This is a genomic window from Pseudomonas sp. PA-1-3F (assembly GCF_021609665.1).
GTDB classification, from domain to species: Bacteria; Pseudomonadota; Gammaproteobacteria; order Pseudomonadales; family Pseudomonadaceae; genus Aquipseudomonas; species Aquipseudomonas paracarnis.
Genome location: NZ_WJZD01000001.1, coordinates 163,396 through 182,652 on the forward strand (window position 1 = coordinate 163,396; position 19,257 = coordinate 182,652).

Annotated in this window: 19 protein-coding genes, 1 tRNA gene and 1 pseudogene; 8 read left to right on the forward strand and 13 right to left on the reverse strand. The window is 61.4% G+C overall.

Annotation, left to right across the window (positions count from 1 at the left end):
* Both pfkB and ptsP read right to left on the reverse strand, forming a co-directional pair.
* Positions 1-921 carry a 1-phosphofructokinase gene (gene pfkB / locus GIV26_RS00750; protein WP_054896898.1) on the reverse strand — a complete coding sequence of 307 codons (921 nt, stop codon included), beginning with the start codon at positions 919-921 and terminating at the stop codon, positions 1-3.
* The gene (ptsP, locus tag GIV26_RS00755) at positions 922-3,780 is read right to left on the reverse strand and encodes a phosphoenolpyruvate--protein phosphotransferase (protein ID WP_054896897.1); all 2,859 of its coding nucleotides are present in this window, start codon (positions 3,778-3,780) and stop codon (positions 922-924) included.
* Positions 3,781-4,064: 284 nt separating this feature from the next.
* On the opposite strand from ptsP, the gene cra reads away from it, so the two are divergent.
* Complete coding sequence (gene cra / locus GIV26_RS00760; protein WP_054919378.1) at positions 4,065-5,060, forward strand: catabolite repressor/activator; 996 nt, start codon at positions 4,065-4,067, stop codon at positions 5,058-5,060.
* Positions 5,061-5,062: 2 nt separating this feature from the next.
* Positions 5,063-5,839: a TatD family hydrolase gene (locus tag GIV26_RS00765; RefSeq protein WP_236279319.1), complete on the forward strand. Its 777-nt coding sequence runs from the start codon at positions 5,063-5,065 to the stop codon at positions 5,837-5,839.
* Here GIV26_RS00765 and GIV26_RS00770 read toward each other — a convergent pair.
* The 6 genes and pseudogenes from GIV26_RS00770 to GIV26_RS00790 all read right to left on the reverse strand — a co-directional run bounded on the left by GIV26_RS00770 (position 5,786) and on the right by GIV26_RS00790 (position 12,240).
* The gene (locus tag GIV26_RS00770; protein WP_072447021.1) at positions 5,786-6,214 is read right to left on the reverse strand and encodes a hypothetical protein; all 429 of its coding nucleotides are present in this window, start codon (positions 6,212-6,214) and stop codon (positions 5,786-5,788) included. The two genes, GIV26_RS00765 and GIV26_RS00770, sit on opposite strands and share 54 nt — an antisense overlap.
* 125 nt (positions 6,215-6,339) lie before the next feature.
* On the reverse strand, positions 6,340-7,269 hold the full coding sequence (locus tag GIV26_RS27275) for a methyl-accepting chemotaxis protein (RefSeq protein ID WP_371262625.1): 930 nt from the start codon (positions 7,267-7,269) through the stop codon (positions 6,340-6,342).
* Positions 7,246-8,337: pseudogene (locus GIV26_RS27280) on the reverse strand (methyl-accepting chemotaxis protein); the annotation flags it as partial. The gene GIV26_RS27275 and the pseudogene GIV26_RS27280, both read right to left, overlap by 24 nt.
* A 297-nt stretch (positions 8,338-8,634) precedes the next feature.
* Positions 8,635-9,471 carry a regulatory signaling modulator protein AmpE gene (gene ampE, locus GIV26_RS00780; RefSeq protein WP_236279320.1) on the reverse strand — a complete coding sequence of 279 codons (837 nt, stop codon included), beginning with the start codon at positions 9,469-9,471 and terminating at the stop codon, positions 8,635-8,637.
* The gene (gene ampD, locus GIV26_RS00785; RefSeq protein WP_236279321.1) at positions 9,468-10,031 is read right to left on the reverse strand and encodes a 1,6-anhydro-N-acetylmuramyl-L-alanine amidase AmpD; all 564 of its coding nucleotides are present in this window, start codon (positions 10,029-10,031) and stop codon (positions 9,468-9,470) included. The genes ampE and ampD overlap by 4 nt, the downstream gene beginning before the upstream one ends.
* A 61-nt stretch (positions 10,032-10,092) precedes the next feature.
* Positions 10,093-12,240, reverse strand: coding sequence for a DUF1631 domain-containing protein (locus GIV26_RS00790; RefSeq protein WP_236279322.1), 2,148 nt, complete (start codon positions 12,238-12,240; stop codon positions 10,093-10,095).
* A 245-nt stretch (positions 12,241-12,485) separates the two neighbouring features.
* Between GIV26_RS00790 and nadC the strand changes: the two genes are divergently transcribed.
* Positions 12,486-13,334 (forward strand): carboxylating nicotinate-nucleotide diphosphorylase, encoded by an 849-nt coding sequence (gene nadC / locus GIV26_RS00795; RefSeq protein WP_089041392.1) that lies wholly within the window; start codon positions 12,486-12,488, stop codon positions 13,332-13,334.
* A gap of 74 nt (positions 13,335-13,408) precedes the next feature.
* On the opposite strand, the gene GIV26_RS00800 is transcribed toward nadC, so the two are convergent.
* The 3 genes from GIV26_RS00800 to GIV26_RS00810 all read right to left on the reverse strand — a co-directional run bounded on the left by GIV26_RS00800 (position 13,409) and on the right by GIV26_RS00810 (position 14,417).
* A complete protein-coding gene (locus GIV26_RS00800) occupies positions 13,409-13,714 on the reverse strand; it encodes a DUF6388 family protein (RefSeq protein WP_198862421.1) in 306 nt (101 codons plus the stop codon).
* 149 nt (positions 13,715-13,863) lie between these two features.
* A tRNA-Thr gene (locus tag GIV26_RS00805) sits at positions 13,864-13,939 on the reverse strand.
* A 64-nt stretch (positions 13,940-14,003) separates the two neighbouring features.
* Entirely contained in the window at positions 14,004-14,417 is a 414-nt protein-coding gene (locus GIV26_RS00810; RefSeq protein WP_072447015.1) for a pilin, read from the reverse strand.
* A 201-nt stretch (positions 14,418-14,618) separates the two neighbouring features.
* Between GIV26_RS00810 and GIV26_RS00815 the strand changes: the two genes are divergently transcribed.
* The 4 genes from GIV26_RS00815 to yacG are packed head-to-tail and all read left to right on the forward strand — an operon-like array spanning position 14,619 to position 17,507.
* On the forward strand, positions 14,619-15,827 hold the full coding sequence (locus GIV26_RS00815) for a type II secretion system F family protein (protein ID WP_236279323.1): 1,209 nt from the start codon (positions 14,619-14,621) through the stop codon (positions 15,825-15,827).
* Complete coding sequence (locus GIV26_RS00820; protein WP_096143131.1) at positions 15,824-16,690, forward strand: prepilin peptidase; 867 nt, start codon at positions 15,824-15,826, stop codon at positions 16,688-16,690. Before GIV26_RS00815 ends, GIV26_RS00820 begins: the two co-directional genes overlap by 4 nt.
* Positions 16,687-17,310 (forward strand): dephospho-CoA kinase, encoded by a 624-nt coding sequence (gene coaE, locus GIV26_RS00825; protein WP_236279324.1) that lies wholly within the window; start codon positions 16,687-16,689, stop codon positions 17,308-17,310. The genes GIV26_RS00820 and coaE overlap by 4 nt, the downstream gene beginning before the upstream one ends.
* The gene (yacG, locus tag GIV26_RS00830) at positions 17,307-17,507 is read left to right on the forward strand and encodes a DNA gyrase inhibitor YacG (protein WP_003188437.1); all 201 of its coding nucleotides are present in this window, start codon (positions 17,307-17,309) and stop codon (positions 17,505-17,507) included. The genes coaE and yacG overlap by 4 nt, the downstream gene beginning before the upstream one ends.
* Here the strand turns inward: yacG and GIV26_RS00835 are convergent.
* Positions 17,504-17,719, reverse strand: coding sequence for a hypothetical protein (locus GIV26_RS00835; protein ID WP_034126250.1), 216 nt, complete (start codon positions 17,717-17,719; stop codon positions 17,504-17,506). The two genes, yacG and GIV26_RS00835, sit on opposite strands and share 4 nt — an antisense overlap.
* Before the next feature lie 64 nt (positions 17,720-17,783).
* On the reverse strand, positions 17,784-18,473 hold the full coding sequence (locus tag GIV26_RS00840) for an energy-coupling factor ABC transporter permease (protein ID WP_054919398.1): 690 nt from the start codon (positions 18,471-18,473) through the stop codon (positions 17,784-17,786).
* A gap of 128 nt (positions 18,474-18,601) precedes the next feature.
* Here GIV26_RS00840 and GIV26_RS00845 point away from each other — a divergent pair, with 128 nt between their 5' ends.
* A complete protein-coding gene (locus tag GIV26_RS00845; protein WP_003188431.1) occupies positions 18,602-19,231 on the forward strand; it encodes a DUF1780 domain-containing protein in 630 nt (209 codons plus the stop codon).
* Positions 19,232-19,257 lie beyond the last annotated feature (26 nt).

Below are 19,257 nucleotides of genomic sequence, written 5' to 3' on the forward strand. Positions count from 1 at the left end.
TTATTGTTCTGTCAGCGTGCGCACATCGACGCCGCTTTCGAGATGCGCCAACTGCGCGTCATCGCTGATGCCAAAACCGATCTGTGTCACCGCCATCGCGGCAATCGCCGTGGCCCGGCGCAAGGTGTGCTCCGGCGTATCGCCACTGAGCAAACCGTGGAGCATCCCGGCCAGCAGCGAGTCGCCGGCGCCCACGGTACTGGCCACTGCCACCTTGGGCGGCGTGGCGTGCAGCGCCGCACCCGGGCGGTACCAGGTCACGCCTGCGGCCCCGTCGGAGACCACCACATGTTCGACGCCTTGCTGATGCAGGCGGCTGATGGCATCGGTGGCGTTACCCAAGGCCTCGGCCAACTCTTCGGTGTTGGGTTTGACCAGCCACGGGCCAACCTCCAACCCCAGGCGCAGCGCTTCGCCGCTGGTGTCCAGGGCGACTTTCAAACCGAGGTCCTTCAACGCCTCCAGCAAACCTTTAAACCACTGCGGGCTGACGCCGCGCGGCAAGCTACCGGCCACCACGACCGCATCGAACTCCGGGCCAATGATCGCGACCATCTTGAGCAGCGCTTTTAGCGCCTCTTCAGTCACCAGCGGCCCCGGTGCATTGATGTCGGTGACACGCCCATCCTGTTCGGCAATCTTGATGTTGCTCCGGGTTTCGCCGGGAACCCGGATGAAGGCATCGCCAAACCCACGGCGCTTGATCAGCGCATTGAAAGCCTGGGGGTTGGCACTGCCCAGGAACCCGCCCACGCTGACGTAATGGCCTAGGTCCGCCAGCACTTGCGCCACATTCACGCCCTTGCCGGCCGCGTGGGTGAGCATCGCTTCACTGCGATTGACCTCACCGGGTTGCAGGTGCGCCAGACGTACCGTGAGGTCCAACGCCGGGTTCAGCGTCAGGGTCAGAATATTCGCCATCTACACGGCCTCCACTAGGGCACGCACTTCGGCGGGCGAACCCACCGCCAGTGCTTGTTGCGCCAGGCCCTGGGCCTCGCTCAGACTGAATTCACGCACCCGCGCCTTCACTTCAGGAATGCTGCGGGCCGACACGCTCAACTCATCCACGCCCAGGCCGACCAGCACCGGCACCGCCAGCGGGTCCGCCGCCAACTCGCCGCACACGCCTACCCATTTGCCGTGGGCATGGGCGGCGCGCACGGTGATGTCGATCAGTTGCAGGACTGCCGGGTGCAAGCCATCGGCCTGGGCCGACAGGGTCGGGTGGCCGCGGTCGATGGCCAGGGTGTATTGGGTCAGGTCGTTGGTGCCGACGCTGAAGAAGTCGACTTCCTTGGCGAGGACCGGCGCCAGCAGCGCGGCTGAGGGCACTTCGATCATGATCCCCAGTTGCAGGTCTGCCACTGGGATCTCCAGGCGCAGGCGCTCGGTCATGTCCCGGGCGGCGCGCCACTCATCCACGCTGCCGACCATGGGGAACATGATGCGCAGCGGGCGGTTGTCTGCTGCACGCAGCAATGCGCGCAGTTGCGCTTCCATGATCTGCGGGCGTTGCAACGTCAGGCGAATGCCGCGCACACCCAGAAAGGGGTTTTCCTCTTCGGCGATCGGCCAATAGGGCAAAGGCTTGTCGCCGCCCACATCCAGGGTGCGCACCACCAACGGGCGACCATTGAGGCCGTCGAGTACGCGACGGTATTCGGCCTCCTGAGTGGCCTCGTCTGGCGCCTGGGAGTGAGCCATGAAAATCAGTTCGGTGCGCAGCAGGCCAATGCCTTCGGCGCCCTGCTCCACTGCGCTGGCCACCCCGGCGCTTTCGCCAATGTTGGCGAACACTTCCACGGCGTGGCCGTCACGGGTCAGCGCCGCTTCATGGCGCTGGGCCGATGCGGCTTGCAAGCGCTGTTCGCGGCTGTCGCGCTCCACGGTGGCCCGTTGCAGGATAGCGGCGTCGGGGTCCACATGCAGGCGACCACGCTGGCCATCGAGCAACAGTGGCGTGCCGGCGTTGAGCAATAACACCGCAGCGCCAGCGCCGACCAAAGCCGGAATGCCCAGGGCGCGGGCGACAATGGCGCTGTGAGCGGTGGCGCCGCCCCGGGCGGTGAGAATGCCGGCAACGCGGGCCGGGTCCAGGCGCGCCACGTCCGAAGGGCCGACCTCTTCCATCACCAGGATGTAGGGCTCGCTCGGTTCCTGCACGCTCTGGACGCCGCACAACTGGGCCAGCACGCGCCGGCCGATGTCACGCAAGTCGGCAGCACGCTCGGCCAGCAAGGCATCCTGCAAGGCTTCCTGTTGCTTGGCGGCGGCTTCGATCACGCTCATCCAGGCGGCTTCGGCGCTTTCGCCCTGCTTGAGGCGGGTGTCGACTTCGTCGGTCAGTTCCGGGTCGTCGAGCATTTCCTGGTGGGTAATGAAAATCTCGCGGATGGCCTTGGCCTGGCTACGCTCGATCAAGCCCTGGATATCCGTGCGCACGTCGCTCAAAGCGGTGTGCAGGCGCTGGCGTTCGGCGGCGGCGGATTCGCCCCGTAGCGGGTAATCGAACACCTGCGGCACCTGGATATGAGCCGGGCCGATCGCGATACCCGGCGCGGCGGCAATGGCCTGGAGTTGGCTACCGCTCAGTGGCGCGCTGAGCACCGGTTCGATATCGACCTGTGCGGGCTGTGCGCTCACCGTGGGCAAGGGCTCGACCTCTTCGCCAAGACCCTCTTGCACGGCGGCCAAGAGGGCGGGCAGTGCATCGCCGGCCACCGTCGGCTCGGCCACAAACTCCAGCACTTGGCCACGACGTGCGCCGAGGCTGAGTAACTTGCTCAGGCTTTTGACCGACACGGCGCCCACCGCGCCATCGACGATACGTACGCGGATATCGCCGTCAAAACTTTTCGCCAATTGCGCCAGGATCTTGGCCGGGCGCGCGTGCAGGCCGTGGGCGTTGGCCAGGGTAATACGGGCGCTGGGCCAGTCCGGCGGCAGTTCACCGCCCAGCACTTCCAGCACCGCGCGGCTGCTGGTGGCGCGTCCCAACTCGTGGCCGCGCCCTTCAATCAGCAAGGCACACAGGCGTTCAAGCAGGGTCTGGTGCGCTTCACCGAGGCTCGCCAGGCAGAACAGGCCGTGCAAGGGCTGGCCGAGGTAACGCATAGGTTTGTCCGGCGTCACAAAGGCCAGGCCCGGACGCTTGACCGTCTGCTCGCTGTGCAACCACCACAGGCCATCGCCCAGGGGCAGCGCGTCGACTTGCTGCAATACGGCGGCAAAGCCATTGCTCACGCAGTCGGCCTGGCGCAGCAGGCGCGCACCGCGCCACACCAACTCTTCAAAATCATCGGCCGACACGCCCAGGCTGATCATCTGCGCATCCAGCGCCAGTTCCTGGGGCGCGCCTTGCAACAGTTTCAACAGCGCTTCGGCACTGCCGGCACGGCGCAACGCCTGGCCCAGGTCGGTTTCACCGAGGGCACGGGTGAGCAGTTGCAACAGGCGCAGGTGTTCATCGGATTTAGCCGCGATGCCAATCGCCAGATAGACGATCTGGCCATCGCCCCAGTCCACCCCTTCGGGGAACTGCAGCAGGCGCACACCGGTGGAAAACACTTGGTCGCGGGTTTCTGGCGTGCCATGGGGGATAGCAATGCCTTGGCCGAGAAAGGTCGAACCTTGGGCTTCACGGGCTTGCAAGCCACTGAGATAACCTTCGGCAACCAGGCCATCGGCCACTAATTTGTCAGCGAGCAGGTGCAAGGCAGCAGATTTATCCACAGCCACCTGGCCCATGGATATCTGCTCTACAGTGAGCTCAAGCATGCCGTTCTCCTAGTTAGTGCGACAGGCGCACTAGGTATTGTTGTAGGTAAATATGATCAAAATTAACTGACTGAGCGGTCAATTGGCAGTGGTCACTCAGTAGCGAACATCGTAAAAATACGCTTGCTGAAACGTTTAATCTAGAATTTATGGCAGATTACGCGTTAATTACGCAAGCTTGAAGGGCCACTCGGCGCTTGCTGTGGGACATTGGTCGAATGCTGGAATCGGTTACGATTGGACAAAATGTCGGGGCGAGCGCCAAAAAACAAGGAAATCCCGGTTTGAAACTCAGTGATATCGCACGTCTGGCCGGTGTGTCCGTTACCACCGCCAGCTATGTCATCAATGGCAAGGCCGAACAGCAGCGCATCAGCAACGCCACCGTTGAGCGTGTGCGTGCCGTGGTCCAAGCCCATGGCTTTACCCCCAACCCTCAAGCCGCGGGGCTGCGCAGCCGGCATACGCGGACCTTGGGGTTCATCCTGCCAGACCTGGAAAACCCCAGCTACGCACGCATCGCCAAACTGCTGGAACAAGGTGCGCGGGCGCGCGGCTATCAGTTACTGATCGCCAGCTCCGATGACGAAGCGGACAGCGAGCGCCAACTGCTGCAACTGTTCCGGGCGCGGCGTTGCGATGCGTTGTTCGTCGCCAGTTGCCTGCCGGCCAGCGATGACAGCTATCGCGAGCTGCAGGCCAAGGGGCTGCCGGTGATTGCCATCGACCGGGAGATGGAGCCGAACCAGTTCTGCTCCGTGGTCAGCGACGACCACCAGGCCTGCCAGCAACTCACTAGCAGCCTGCTGCAACCGTTGCCCAAGCAGATCGCGCTGATCGGCGCACGGCCCGAGCTGAGCATCAGCCAGGCGCGTACCGCCGGTTTCCGCGATGCGCTGCAAGGCTTTACGGGCGAAGTGATCATCGAACAGGGCGAAGCCTTCAGTCGTGACTGCGGCCGAGAGCTAATGGAGCAATTGCTGCAACGCCTGGGGCATCTGCCGGACGCGCTGGTAACCACCTCCTACGTATTGCTCCAAGGGGTGTTTGATGCGCTGCATGACTTCCCTCTCAAGTCACGCCCCCTGCGCCTGGGCACCTTCGGCGATACCCAGTTGCTGGATTTCCTCCCGCTGCCGGTCAACGCCATGGCCCAACAACATCAGTTGATTGCCGAGACCGCCCTGCGCCTGGCCCTGGCCGCCGTTGAAGAAGAACAGTACCAACCCGGCGTGCATGCGATTGGCCGGACCTTCAAGCAGCGTATCCACGAGGCCTGAGCGTGGAGCTGATCGACACCCACACGCACTTGGACTTCGAGGACTTCGACCAGGATCGCACGCACGTCCTCGCCCACAGCCGTGAACTCGGCGTGCGGCGCCTGGTGGTGCTGGGGGTGTACCAGAAAAATTGGCAGCGGCTATGGGACTTGGTGCAACAGGACGAAGGCTTGTTCGCCGCCTTCGGCTTGCACCCGGTGTATCTCGATGAGCATCGCCCCGCCGACCTGCTGGAGCTGGGTGACTGGTTGACGCGCCTGCATGGCCACCGGCAACTGTGCGCCGTGGGCGAAATTGGCCTGGATTACTTTCTGGAACAGTTGGACCACGAGCGCCAGCAACCGCTATTTGAAACCCAGCTGAAACTCGCGGTGGATTTCCAGCTGCCGGCCCTGCTCCACGTTCGCCGCAGCCACGCCGCGGTAATTGCCACCTTAAAGCGTATCCGCCTGCCCAGAGGCGGCATCATCCATGCGTTCGCCGGCAGCGTTGAAGAGGCACGCGAGTACATCAAGCTCGGGTTCAAACTGGGCCTGGGTGGCGCTGCCACCTGGCCCCAGGCGAAGCGCATGCACCGGGTACTGACCCAGTTGCCACTCGACGCCGTGGTGCTGGAAACCGACTCGCCGGATATGGCCCCGGCCATGTACCCCAACCAGCGCAATAGCCCGCAGTACCTGCCAGACATCTGCACGGCCCTGGCCGAGCGCATGGGTATCAGCCCTCTATTGCTGGCTGAGGCGAGCACACGCAATGCGTGCGAGTTGTTCAACTGGTAGCGCACTGATGGCCTGCAAGTTCAAGGTCATTGTCTGGCGATGACGGGCGTAGCGCACCACCAGCAAATGAATCAACACCGCGACCAGTGAAATGTTGAACTGCGCGTTGACACTGAGCAGCCCCAGCCACTCGGCGACCAAGGCCACCAGCAAGGTCGCGCACGTCAGCATGATCATGCTCGGCCGCACCAGCGCCCATTGGTCCAGGGCTCTGAACTGGCGCAACTGCTTGACGCAGCCCAACTGCAACCCGCAGTGGCAATACGTACAGTCAAACGGCACATCGATGGCAATGGCGTTCAGTTGCCAAGGCTTGAGTTCAAACGTCATGTTGCACTGGGCGCAATGCCCCCTGATACCGATTGCGGCGGCCATCGTTTTGTCCCCTCGTGACCGTGACGGATGACATAAATTTTCACCTATTCACGCCCCGATAAAACACGCATCGGTAAATCAAGACATGGGCCACAGGCCCCGTGGTTCAGCCCTTCAGAACCGCCCTACACCCGAAACGCACCAATCAACTGCTTCAACTCAACCACCTGGGTTGCCAGTTGTCGACTGGCCGCTTCCGTGTGCTGGGCGCCTTGCGCTGCATGCTCGCCAGCACGGTTGATTTCGACAATGTTCTGGTCGATGTCGTGGGCGACCGCCGTTTGCTGCTCCACGGCGGCGGCGATTTGCTGGTTCTGATCGACGATCATCCCAACTGCCCCCAGGATATTTTCCAGGGCTTGCTGGACTTTTTCCGACTGCCCCACCGTGCCATTCGCCATTTCATGGCTGCTGCCCATGGCCTTCACCGCCGCGCCCACGCCGCTGTGCAAGCGGCTGATCATCTGCTCGATTTCCTCGGTGGAGTGCTGGGTGCGCCGAGCCAGGGTGCGCACCTCGTCGGCCACCACCGCAAAACCACGCCCTTGGTCACCGGCGCGCGCGGCTTCGATGGCCGCGTTGAGCGCCAGCAGGTTGGTCTGCTCGGCAATGCTCTTGATCACTTCCAGGACGCTGCTGATGGACTGGCTGTCGGCAGCCAGTTGGTTGATCACCCGCACCGATTCGTCAATCTCCGCCGCCAGGCGGGCGATGCCGCCTTGCTGGGATTGCACCAGCGCACGCCCGGTGACCGTTTCATCATTGACGCTCTGGGCACTACTGACCGCCGCCGCCGCGCTGCGCGCCACCTCTTGGGCAGTGGCGGACATCTGGTTCATCGCGGTCGCCACTTGTTCGATCTGGCTGCGCTGGCCGGACACCGCCTGGTTACTCTGTGCCGACACCGCCTGCACCTGGCCGGCCTGCAACTCCACCTGGCTGACCGTATGCCCAACGCGCTCGATGAGGTCATGAATCTTGGCCACGGTGCCATTGAACACCTGGCCCAAGTCGCCCAGCTCGTCGCGGCTTTGGGCAACGAAGGTGACCGTCATGTCACCTGCCGCCACTTTGTCCATCATCGCCCCCAGGCGGCGCAAGGTGGTGCGGGTGGAGACAAAGAAACCGGCATAGAGATAGAAAATCAGCGCAAACACCGCCGCCAGGGCCGTGACCAGCAACACCATATGCAGGCGGTTTTGCGCCAGGCGTTGCTGCAACTGCTGCCCGAGGAACGCCAGGGTGGCGTCATCCAATTGATAGGTCTTGGCCATCAACTGGCTGACGCCGTCATAAAAACCCTGCCAAGACGTATCGAGGGTCTCGGCCATCACCACCTGCTCTTCAAAAAACTCGCTGCCTTGCTTGAGGCTGGCCCGGCTGGCTTGCGCCGAAACGTCGAGGGCTGCATGCGCGGCCTGGCTGGCGCCCAACGCGTCCTGCAGCTTCAAGCCATATTCCCCGTGGAGTTTTTCCAGCTGCTGCAGCAGTTCGTCAAAACGGGTGCTGGAGGATGAATTGATGAAGCCCTGCCCCAGGGAGTACGCGCCCATCGCACGGCCTTCGCCCAAGGCCTGGGTGACTTGAGGGGTGACGGTGGTGACCAGGTCGCTGAGCTGGCGCAGGTCACTTTGCGGATCACGGCTCAAGCCGGCTTGGCTGGCAATGATCTGGCTGAACATCTGGGCCTGGTTGAGTAACTTGCCGATCAACGCCGCTTTGTTGAGCAACGAAGTTTCCTGTTGCTGGGCCTTGAACGCGGCGATCAGCTCATCGCGCTTACTGTCGAAGACGGCAACTTGCTCGGGCTGGGTCGCGATGGCGCGCAAGCCTTGCAAGCGCTCCACCACACTGGCTTCCAAGGCGCTGATCCTAGTCTCCAGGTCTGCTGCTTTTCCGGACTGGCCGAGGGTGGCATTGATCTCTACCTGGTTGTTGAGGGTTTCCAGATCGCGGCGCAACGCCAGGCTGCTGCCGAGCAGGTCGAGACTCTGCAGTTCGACCCGGGTGCCCTGGTATTCACGCCACGAGTCGCGCACCAGGTAATAGTTGGTCGCTAGCATCGGCAGCAGGAACAGCACGCTGATCAGGCTGAACTTCATGCCGAAACTCAGGCGGTTCATCAGCGCGACGGCGGGATAGAGCAAGCTCTTCACAGGTGACCTCCCCTTCTTTTATTTTTATTGAGGCGCAGGGCGGCGGCAGATAGCCACTATTTGGCGCTCTATCTGTATAGCTCAATTCGAAAGGGAGTTTTGTAACGTAAGGTTAACGGCGTGTCTGGAGGCCAAATGTGGCAAGGGGAAAGCCCTAACGCCATGTAGGAGCGAGCTTGCTCGCGAAAGACTCACAGACGCCGCGTTTATTCAGGAAGCACGCGTTATCGTTGACGTTTTTCGCGAGCAAGCTCGCTCCTACCATCAGGGCAACACCGTCCAGATGGCAAACCCGGCATACCACAGCACCGCCGCACGCAGCAGCAGTTCCCACAGGCGATCCAGGCTGTTGATGCCATCGGCCCCCACCACGGGCGCAGGAATTTCCGCGGCGGCCAGGCCGACTCTTTCCACCAACTGTGCCGCGCTGATGTCCCAGCTCAACAGTTCGTGGAGCATCACACGGCTGACCCCGACGAAATTACCCACCAAGGCAAAGCTGGCCGCCAGCAGGCGTACCGGCAACCAGTCAAACGCGTGGCGCAGTTGCGTGGCGCGCTCGGCCACCAACGGGTTCTGGCTGTTTTCGCTGGCCAGCGCCAACAGGCGGTAGGCCAGGGCGGCCACCGGGCCCAGCAGGAAATACCAGAAAATCACCGCGAAAAAGCTTTGATACGCCTGCCACAGCAGGTAGCCCTGGACGCGCTCCAGCAATTGCTCGCCACTGTCGGCGCCAAGTTTGAGGTCGCGTTCGGCCACATGCTCGGCCGCTTGCAGGTCACCGCGCCGCCAGGCATCGCGAAACGGCCCCAGCCCCGCCAATAGATCGCCACGGCCCAGGCTGTAGATCACGACCAGCAAGTGCACCGGCAATGCCAACAGGCCATAGGCCACCGGCTCCAGGACCAGCAACAACAACGCCAGCAATGCCACCGGCAGCAGCACCAATACCAGCAGGATCAACCAGGGGCGCTTGCCCATGCGCGGGCTCGATTCCAGCTTGGCCAGCTCACGCAGCCATCCACCGTCGCGCTGCAACCGCAGGCGCAGGGCCGAGAACTTCTCGATCCACACGGCCAGCACCAACACCAGGAAACTCATCGTTCGTGTCCTCCATCCTGCAGGGCGCTGCGAAAGCGCGCCCAATCAAAAGCGGGGCCCGGGTCGGTCTTGCGCCCCGGAGCGATGTCGCTGTGACCACAAATACGTTGGCGGGTGATATCTGGGTATGCAGCCAGCAGTTGGCGTGTCAGGCCGATCAGCGCCGCATACTGGGCATTGGTAAACGGTAGGTCATCCGTGCCTTCCAGCTCGATTCCCAGAGAAAAGTCGTTGCAGACCTCGCGCCCTTCAAAGACGGAAATACCGGCATGCCAGGCACGGTCGCGGCACGAAACAAATTGCGTCACAGTGCCGTCACGTTCAATCAGAAAATGCGCAGACACTCGTAGGCTCGCGATCCCTTCAAAATAGGGATGCTCTGAGATATCCAGGCGGTTCTGGAAAAATTCCTGCACCTTGCCGGTGTTGAACTGCGCCGGGGGCAAACTGATGTTATGCACCACCAACAGCGAGATTTCGCCTTCAGGGCGCTCGTTGAAGTTGGGCGAAGGGCAATGACGAATGCCCTGGCACCAACCGCTGGCGGGGTCCAACTGCATACAGGCTCCTTGAATGAGAAGAGGTGTGACCAGTATGCCGCGTTCCACCCTGCGGTTGCGATCACTTGCCGCGATTGAGTTGCCGCAGGTTGCCCACCACCGCTGCCAGCGCACGCTCGAACAGTGGGCCATCATCCAAGGCGTGCAGGACGCCCTGCTTGAACGCCAGCGCTAACTGACCCGCGCTTTTCTCCAGCACCTTGAGGCCGGCGCGGCTGACAAAAACATAGGTATCGGCGGGCGGCATGATGGCGGTCAATTTGCAGCGCAGGGTACCGGCTTCATTTTGCTGCAGCGCTACCCAGGTACCGGCTCGCAACTGCTTGGCTTTGAGCAGGTCGGGGTCATCATGGGGCAGTGGTTCGTCGGCACCCGGCGGGCCAGCCCCCAGGATAAAAGGCTCACGGACTTCAACCCGCACCTCGCCGTCGAGCGGCTGAACATGCATGGCCTGCAACCGCAGGAAGAACTCACGGGTACTGAAAGGATCGAAGGCCGCACCGGCCAACCCGTCACGCAAGGCCTTGAGCAGCCCGGGTAATTGCTCGAGCAAACGCCGGCCCGCTTCGGTGTCTTCACGCAGGCCGACGCTCCAGATCAATTCATCCACGGTGCGCAGCGCCGCCTGCCACTGCAGCGATTGTTCACCGTGCTTGAGAACGGCCACTAACAACACCTGGCTCCAGGCCTGCTGCACAAATTGCAGCACCGATGGCGGCAAGGTTTTGCCCACGAGCCGCCGATTGAGCACGTGCGCCACACGCTGGCGCGCCACCTCGGCCTGCAGGCGCTCTTGCTCGGCGTCACGGGTATGTCGCTCAAGTCGCTCGCTGCGCTTGCGCTCCTGGGCTATGAATGCGCTGAACGTGGTGAGCAACTGGGAGAAAATCGCCGGGTCTTCGACGAACTCATTCAGCACACGCTGTACGAGTTGCTCGATACACAGATAGAGGTTGTCCCGTGGGTGGTCATAGGGCGGGCTCCAGCCGATGACGGCACTCGCGATGTCATTGAGCAAGCGCCGCGCCGGATGCTCTGCGCAACTGAACAGGCTCTTGTCCAGCACCGCCACTTTCAGCAGCGGGATCTGCAAGCGAGCGATCAGCGCCTTGAAAGCGTCCGGCACACCGCTGTCATCGAACATGAACTCAAACAGCATGGCGACCAGATTGGTCACATCTTCGTCTGCCTCTTCTAACACCCTCGACTTGCCGCTTTTGACGCTGCCCCGGGTCAGCAACTGTTCCAGCTGGTTGCGCAGGTCGAAATCGTCCTCGCCACCGGGCTCCGGGACATATTGCTGCAAATGCGACAACAGCCGTAGCAGATCGCGGGTGGCAATCGGCTGCGGCTCGGCACTGGCTTCAAGGGTCGGGGCCACGCTGCCACGCACGGCCACCAGTAACTTTTGCAAGGCACTGAACGCTTGCTGGCCGCTTTTATCCAGCGGCGGGTCGGCCACCACTTGGCTGGTGTAATGCTGGTGCTCCCGGGCCTCGCGCCCGCCAGCTCGACGGGACGGGACCGTCTTGAGTTGCGGCAATACGCCGGTGGCGATCAACAATTGGTTGGCCTCGCCATACAACAGGTCGGCATCACTGAGCACGTATTTCTCAAACAGCTTGAGCATGACCAGCTTGACGCGAATCTCCACCCCCAGGCTGCGCCCTGCTTGCAGGAAAAACTCACAAAGCCGCGCAGGGCCCAAGGGGTTTTCAGGGTCCTCCAGGCGCCTGCCGAGCAGTTCACTCAAGCGTGCGTTCAACTGCCCCAGGGCCAAGCCATCACGATGCCGCACCCGACCGAGCATCGCCTCCAGAGCCACGGCTTTTTCCACATCATCCGCGCTGGTGCCGGGTGCCGCCTCATAAGACACCAGCGGCACCAGGTGTGCACCGCTGCACCGGGCCTGGCCCAGGTTGGCGAACGCCACAAACAGCTGCTCCATGAACACGCGCTCGAAGTTCTTGCGCTTGAGGCGCAGGTCGCGCATGGCCTCGAAAAAAATATGATGGTCGACGGTGCTACGGGCCTTTTCGGCCATTTCGAACAGGGTGTCGTCGGCGTTATCGAACAGTTCCTGCAAGCCTTGCTGCAGCTGTTGCGCAGCCTTGTCACGCACCTGCAGCAACACCACCGGCAGACGCGCGAGCGGCGATGGCGTGGCCTGTGCCCTGTTGATAGGCACCACCTTCCCGTCATTGTGCATCCTGGCCTCCTGAAACGGCGGTTTTGAGCGGTGGAGAGACGGAGCGCAGGCCCGGCAGGCACTGCAAACACCCGATCACCACCAGGACGTCAAAGCTATGACGCCAATTGCAAGGCGCGAGATTATCTTGCAAACGAGGGCAGTTGCGCCAGCACACTCTGACTTTGTGCGGTAAATGAGTGGCTAGCCTGGGTTAGAACGCACGCTGGCCCTATAATCGAGGCACTTTGTTTGTGGAGCCTGTTATGCCGAACCTCCGTCTTGCCGACCTCACCGCCGAAATCGAAGCCAACGTGCGCCGCGCACTGCTGGAAGACATCGGCAGTGGCGACATCACCGCGCAGTTGATCCCGGCCGAACGGCTGGCCAAGGCCACGATCATTACCCGTGAGGCGGCTGTTATCGCCGGCACGGCGTGGGTGGATGCGGTGTTTCGTCAACTGGACCCACGGGTTGCTGTGCACTGGCAGGTGGCTGATGGTGAACGGGTGAGCCCCAACCAGGCGTTGTTCCACCTTGAGGGCCCGGCCCGCTCGCTGCTCAGTGGTGAACGTAGCGCGTTGAATTTTCTGCAATTGCTGTCAGGGGTTGCCACCCGTGCGCAATTTTTGGCGGACTTTGTCGCCAGCACCCAGGTCAAGCTGCTGGACACCCGCAAGACATTGCCCGGCCTGCGTTTAGCGCAGAAATATGCGGTGACCTGCGGCGGTTGCCACAACCACCGTATCGGGCTGTATGACGCGTTCCTGATCAAGGAAAACCACATCGCCGCCTGCGGTGGTATTGCCCAAGCGATCACCGCCGCCCACAAGATTGCCCCGGGCAAGCCGGTGGAAATCGAAGTGGAAAGCCTGGAGGAATTACGCGAGGCCCTGGCGGCGGGTGCCGACATCATCATGCTGGATGAACTGAGCCTGGAAGACATGCGCGAAGCCGTGTGCCTGAACGCAGGCAAGGCCAAACTGGAAGCCAGCGGCGGGATCAATGAAACCACCTTGCTGCCTATCGCAGAAACCGGCGTGGACTACATCTCCATCGGCGCGATGACCAAGGATGTGAAGGCGGTGGATCTGTCGATGCGCCTCAGTATCTGAGAAGTTGCGAGCGGTAAGCTTCAAGCTGCAAGAAGGCTGCGGGACAACTTGCAGCTTGAAGCTCGCGGCTGCTTTTAAACTACAAGATTATTCATCTCGCAGTACTCGTCCCAATCGACACCCAGCACCTCGGCCGCCTCTTTGTGCAAGGCCAACCGCGCGGCTTCGAACTCTTCCGGCGTCGAGGTGTACTTGAGGGTCAACTCCCAAGGCTGGAAGCCCTGGCTCTCGGCCTCATCTTCGAATGCCCACTGAATCTGGTCGCGCTGATCGTCGGCACTCAGGTCCTTGATCTCTTCTTTAAGCTGCGGCGTCGCTTCAAGGTAGTGCTTGAGCGCTTGTTCGTGCCGTGCTTCCTGGGTCATCTCAGTCGTGGTCATGTTGTTCTCTTAGATCGAGGAATGGGAATGCATCTGGGTCTTCAAGGTTGCGCAGATACAAAAGAGCGGGGGCAAATGCCCGGCTCACCTGGCCTTCAGAACCATTCTGGGATCATCTGAAAACATTGCCGTTGAAACAGTGGTGCCTGTGGTGCCCGAGACAGGAATCGAACCTGCGACCTTCGCGTTACGAGTGCGCTGCTCTACCGGCTGAGCTACACGGGCGGTGGGCTAAAGCTAGCACTGCATTGGGCATGCAGCAACCAACTCGCTCACCGCCCGGCGACTGTCACGCGCCGTTGGCGCCGCAGCCCTTGGCAGCATACTGAGGCTCTACCGTGGTGGCACAGCTCCAGCCGGTGGTGGCGCTGCGGGTCAAGGTGATGGTCTTGCCCAGCACGGGCGCGGGTGCATCAAGGATTTCACAACGCAAGGTACCTGCGCCCGAGGCCACATCGCCTGTCACTTCGATGGTGCAGTTGGCGGTAGGGCTTGTGCCCCCGATGAGGGCCAGGGTTGGCACGGTGCCCTGGTTGATGGCGTCCTCGTAGCCGGCCTTTAGCGCGCTGATTTCAGCCAACCCCGCCGTGAACTTGGCCTTGGCCTGGTGCTTGGTGTACATGGGCAGACCGATGGTGGCCAAAATGCCGATGATTGCCACGACGATCAATAATTCGATCAAGGTAAAACCTTTTTGACGCATCTCTTTCACTCTCCAGAATAGAACCATGACAAGGCGCATCCTGCGCCCCGTAGTGTGCAACGGCGCCAGTGTACTCATCCCCACGCAGCCGTTCGCCTGCAAGACGCACAATCTGACATTTTATCGCCCAGCGCCAGCCTGCCCGAATTCGCCACCTGACTAAGCTATAAATTCTTCACGACCTGGGTGCGCCAACCTCACATGAACGACACGTCGACAATCTATGCCTGGGAAGGCATCAACCGCAAAGGCCGCCGGGTTTCCGGGCAAATCGCCGGGCATAACCTTGCGCTGATCAAGGTACAACTGCGCCAGCAAGGGATCTGCCCTGAGCGTGTGCGCAAGAAATCTTACGGTTTACACATCTTCAAGACGCGAATAACGCCCGCAGATATTGCCCTGTTCACCCGCCAGTTAGCCACCTTGCTCAAAGCCGGCATCCCGCTGCTGCAAGCCTTCGACATCATCAGCGAAGGCGTCGAAAACCTACAGCTGCGCGAACTGGTGAAGGCGTTGAAACAGCACATTGCCAGCGGCCACCCCTTGGCCACTGCCCTGCGTCAATATCCTCGCTACTTCGATGAGTTGTATTGCAATCTGGTAGCAGCTGGCGAAATAGCCGGCGCCCTGGAAACCTTGCTCGAGCGCGTGGCGATTCATCTGGAAAAAAGCCAACGGCTCAAAACCAGGATCAAGAAAGCCATGACCTACCCTGTCGCGGTACTGGTAATTGCCACAGGGGTGAGCACAGTCCTGTTGATTCACGTTGTGCCGCAGTTCCAGAACCTGTTCGCCGGGGTCAACGGCCAATTGCCGGGGTTTACCCTGGCGGTCATTGCACTGTCGGAGCTGTTGCAACACGCGTGGTGGATGCTGGCGCTGGGCGTGGGCGCCATAATGGTCGCTGGGCATCACGCCTATCGAACTTACCCGGGCTTTCGCCATTGGTTGGCAGCGGGTTTGTTGAAAGTGCCCGTGGCAGGCAAACTGCTGCACAAATCTGCGGTTGCTCGCTACGCTCGCACACTTTCCACCACCTTTGCGGCGGGCGTCCCTCTGGTACAGGCATTGGGTTCGGTGGCCGGCGCCGTCGGCAATGGCCCCTTCAAACAGGCAATCGAACGTATGCGCCACGATGTATCCACAGGCATGCAGCTGAATCAATCGATGCATAACAGCGGCCTGTTCCCAGGCATGGCGATCCAGATGACCGCAATCGGGGAGGAGTCCGGCACCCTGGACCGCATGCTGGAAAAAGTCGCGAACCACTACGAGTCAGACGTGGATACCTTGGTCGACAACCTCACCAGCCTGATGGAGCCGCTGATCATGGTCGTATTGGGAGGGGTTGTCGGCGCGCTGGTAGTCGCCATGTACCTGCCGGTGTTCCAATTGGGGACGGCGTTTTGAGCCTGCTGCTGAGCGAACATCCCTGGGCGTTTGTTGGCCTGGCGCTGGTGTTGGGCATGATCGTCGGCAGCTTCCTCAATGTGCTGGCGTGGCGCCTGCCCAAAATGCTCGAGCGGGAATGGCGTGCCCAGGCCCACGAGATTCTCGACTTGCCAGCCGAGCCCGGTGGGCCGACCTATAACCTGATGCACCCGAACTCCTGCTGCCCGTACTGCAATCAACCGATTCGGCCTTGGGAAAATATCCCGGTGCTCAGCTACCTGCTGCTCCGGGGGCGTTGTGCCCACTGCCGCGAGCCCATCGGCCTGCGTTACCCCCTCACCGAACTCGCGTGCGCGCTGATCTCAACCGCTGTCGCCTGGCACTTCGGCTTCGGCTGGCAAGCCGGCGCGGTGATGCTGTTGAGTTGGGGCTTGCTGGGCATGAGCCTGATTGATCTGGATCACCAACTGCTGCCGGATGTGCTGGTGCTGCCGCTGCTATGGCTGGGGCTGATCCTCAACAGTGCTGACCTGCTGACGCCACTGCCCGATGCACTGTGGGGCGCGGTCATCGGCTACATGAGCTTGTGGTGCCTGTTCTGGCTGTTCAAGCTGGCCACCGGCAAAGACGGCATGGGCCATGGCGACTTCAAGTTATTGGCCTTGCTGGGAGCCTGGGGCGGCTGGCAGATTCTGCCGATGACCCTGCTGATGGCCTCGCTGCTGGGCGTATTTGCCGGGCTGATCCTGCTGCGTTTGCGTAAGGCCCAGGTGTCAGCGCCAATGCCGTTTGGCCCCTGCCTGGCAATTGCCGGCTGGATTGCATTGCTCTGGGGTGGTCAAATAACCGACTTCTATTTGCAGTCTGTCGGTTTCAGATGACCACTTCTGTTGCAACACCCTGGATTCTTGGGCTCACGGGCGGCATTGGCAGCGGCAAAAGCGCTGCGGCCGAGCACTTTATCAAGCTGGGCATCGACCTGGTGGATGCCGATCATGCCGCGCGCTGGGTGGTCGAGCCTGGCCGCCCTGCCCTGGCACGCATCGCCGAACATTTCGGCGCCAGCGTGCTGCAACCCAACGGCCAGCTGGACCGTGCCGCGCTGCGCAAACTGATCTTTGAGATCCCACAAGAGCGCCTGTGGCTGGAAGCCTTGCTGCACCCGCTGATCGCCGAGGAAATTCGCAGCCACCTGGCACGCGCCCGATCGCCCTACGCGATCCTGGTGTCGCCGCTGCTGATCGAGTCCGGACAGTACAGCATGACCCAGCGCATCCTGGTGATCGACGTGCCGCAATCGCTGCAGATTCAGCGTACCCTGCAGCGCGACGGCATCAGCGAACAACAGGTGCAGGCGATTCTCAAGGCCCAGTCCAGCCGCAAAGACCGCCTGAACCATGCCGATGACGTGCTGGTCAACGATAAGGACCTCGCCTGGCTGCACGGCGAGGTCGAGCGACTGCACCACTTTTACCTTACTTTGCGTGGAGGCCGATCATGAGCCAACCCTTGACCGTCGACTGCCCAACCTGCGGTGCACCCGTGGAATGGAAAGCGACCAACCTCAACCGACCGTTCTGCTCGGACCGTTGCAAACTTATCGACCTGGGCGCCTGGGCCGCTGAAGAACACAAGATTCCCGTGGCCCCTGACGCCGAAGATGAACTGTTTTCCGAAGACCTGCCGCCGCGCCACTAAGGCCGCATAAAGGCATAATCCTGCTGGTCGTCGAGGTTTTCTGCAAGGTATTGCAACTCGTCGGCCAGGTCTTCAAAACTGCGTACCCCCTTGCTTTGCTGCACCACCGCACTGAGCATGGCGCGCAAGGTCAACCCGGGGTCAAAACCGATTTCCTGCGCTGCATCCTGGCTTCTGCGCAACTCCTGCCGTGCCCACTCGTACACACTCATGATCCGTGCTCCTGAAAATTTTGCAGAGCATGGACCCGCGCCGCTGCCTGGCATTTGACCTGGATCAACGCCGCGAATCGTCGTCCTTCCACGGCGCCGAGAGGTAGCGGGTACGGTTGAACGTCTCCAGCCATTCCGGGCAAAACACCACCAGCGCGCTGATGACCATCCCGTTGATGAAGGCTTCGGGAAAGATGATCAGCCATAGGTAACCGACAAAATCTTCCAACCACTCAGGCATCGCAAAAAGACCGTCTAACCACAACAGGCCCAGGCCGGCCAACAGGCACAGCAATGCCGACAGTGCGGCAGCAAAAAAGCCCGAACAGAAGATATACACAAAGGGGTTTCTCGGCTGCGCCCGTTCTACCAGCAGCGCGCACCCTTCGGTGACCAGCACTGGCAGCACGATCAGCAGCAGGCCATTGATGCCAAGCGCGGCCAGGTCCTGGCGCCCCAGCAACATCAAGCCAAGCTGGGCGGCAAAGCCTCCGACGATTGCCAGCGGCCAATCCAGCAGCAAGGTCACGGCGGTCATGCCGATAAAGTGGTAGGACACGCCGGTATCGAAATCCCGTCGCACCAGCCACAGCATGAACAGCGCGAACACCGTACCGAACAGCAAATGCTGGCGCCGACGGTCGGCAAACAGCTCCACCCATGGCGAGCGCAGAGTCGCCCACATCACCACGGGCGCATATACCAGCCAGCCGAAGCCGAGAGTCTGGGGTGCCAGAACCGCTGCACTGATCACGGATGCTCTGCCTTTACCAAAAACCTCATCACACACCTCGTCCCTGGGCCTGTTTCACGCAAGCATTCTACACCCGGGTTTTAAGGCAAGACTTCCTGTGGTCATCATTTGAACGCTAAGCTGCGACTATGGATGACTCAGATTATTTGCGCCTGCTCACCGTAGCAGCCGAACAAGCCAATGCGTTTCTGTCCAATGCCCGCAAGTGGGAGCGTGAGCGTTGGGTCTGCCAGCGCCTGTTACAAGGCTTGAATGTGCCCTACCGTGTCGAAGAATTCCACGCAGCGGGCCAGGAGCCGCCCGACGTGCTGTTTCGCGACGCCAGCTTCGAGGTCTTTTTTGTGTTGGATGAGGGCCGCCGCCTGAACGACGAGTGGCGCGATGAGTTGCTGCGCAGGCGCAGTGCTTTCTCCTTGAGCCAACTGGTACGGCGCGAAGCCAAGCCACGGCGAATCCCCGCCCATGAATTCCTCCTGCGCCTGGCCCCCACACTGCGTAAAAAAGCCCACAACTATAAAGAGCGCGGGATGGACTTGGGGGAGCTGGACCTCATTGCGTTTACCAGCCTCAAGCGCGAAGTACTGGACCTCAACAGCCATTTTCCGCCGCCGACCGAATACCTGCGCCAGGGCTGGCGCTCGCTGTCACTGGTGGGTCCAACCTTCGCCCGGGTGTTGTTCGCGCACCCGGACGCACCGGATTTCTTGCGCAACAACCTTGGCCGCAGCATAGTGTTTGATGTCGGCATCAGCCTTTGATGCCCCTGGCTGTAACGTGGCGCCCC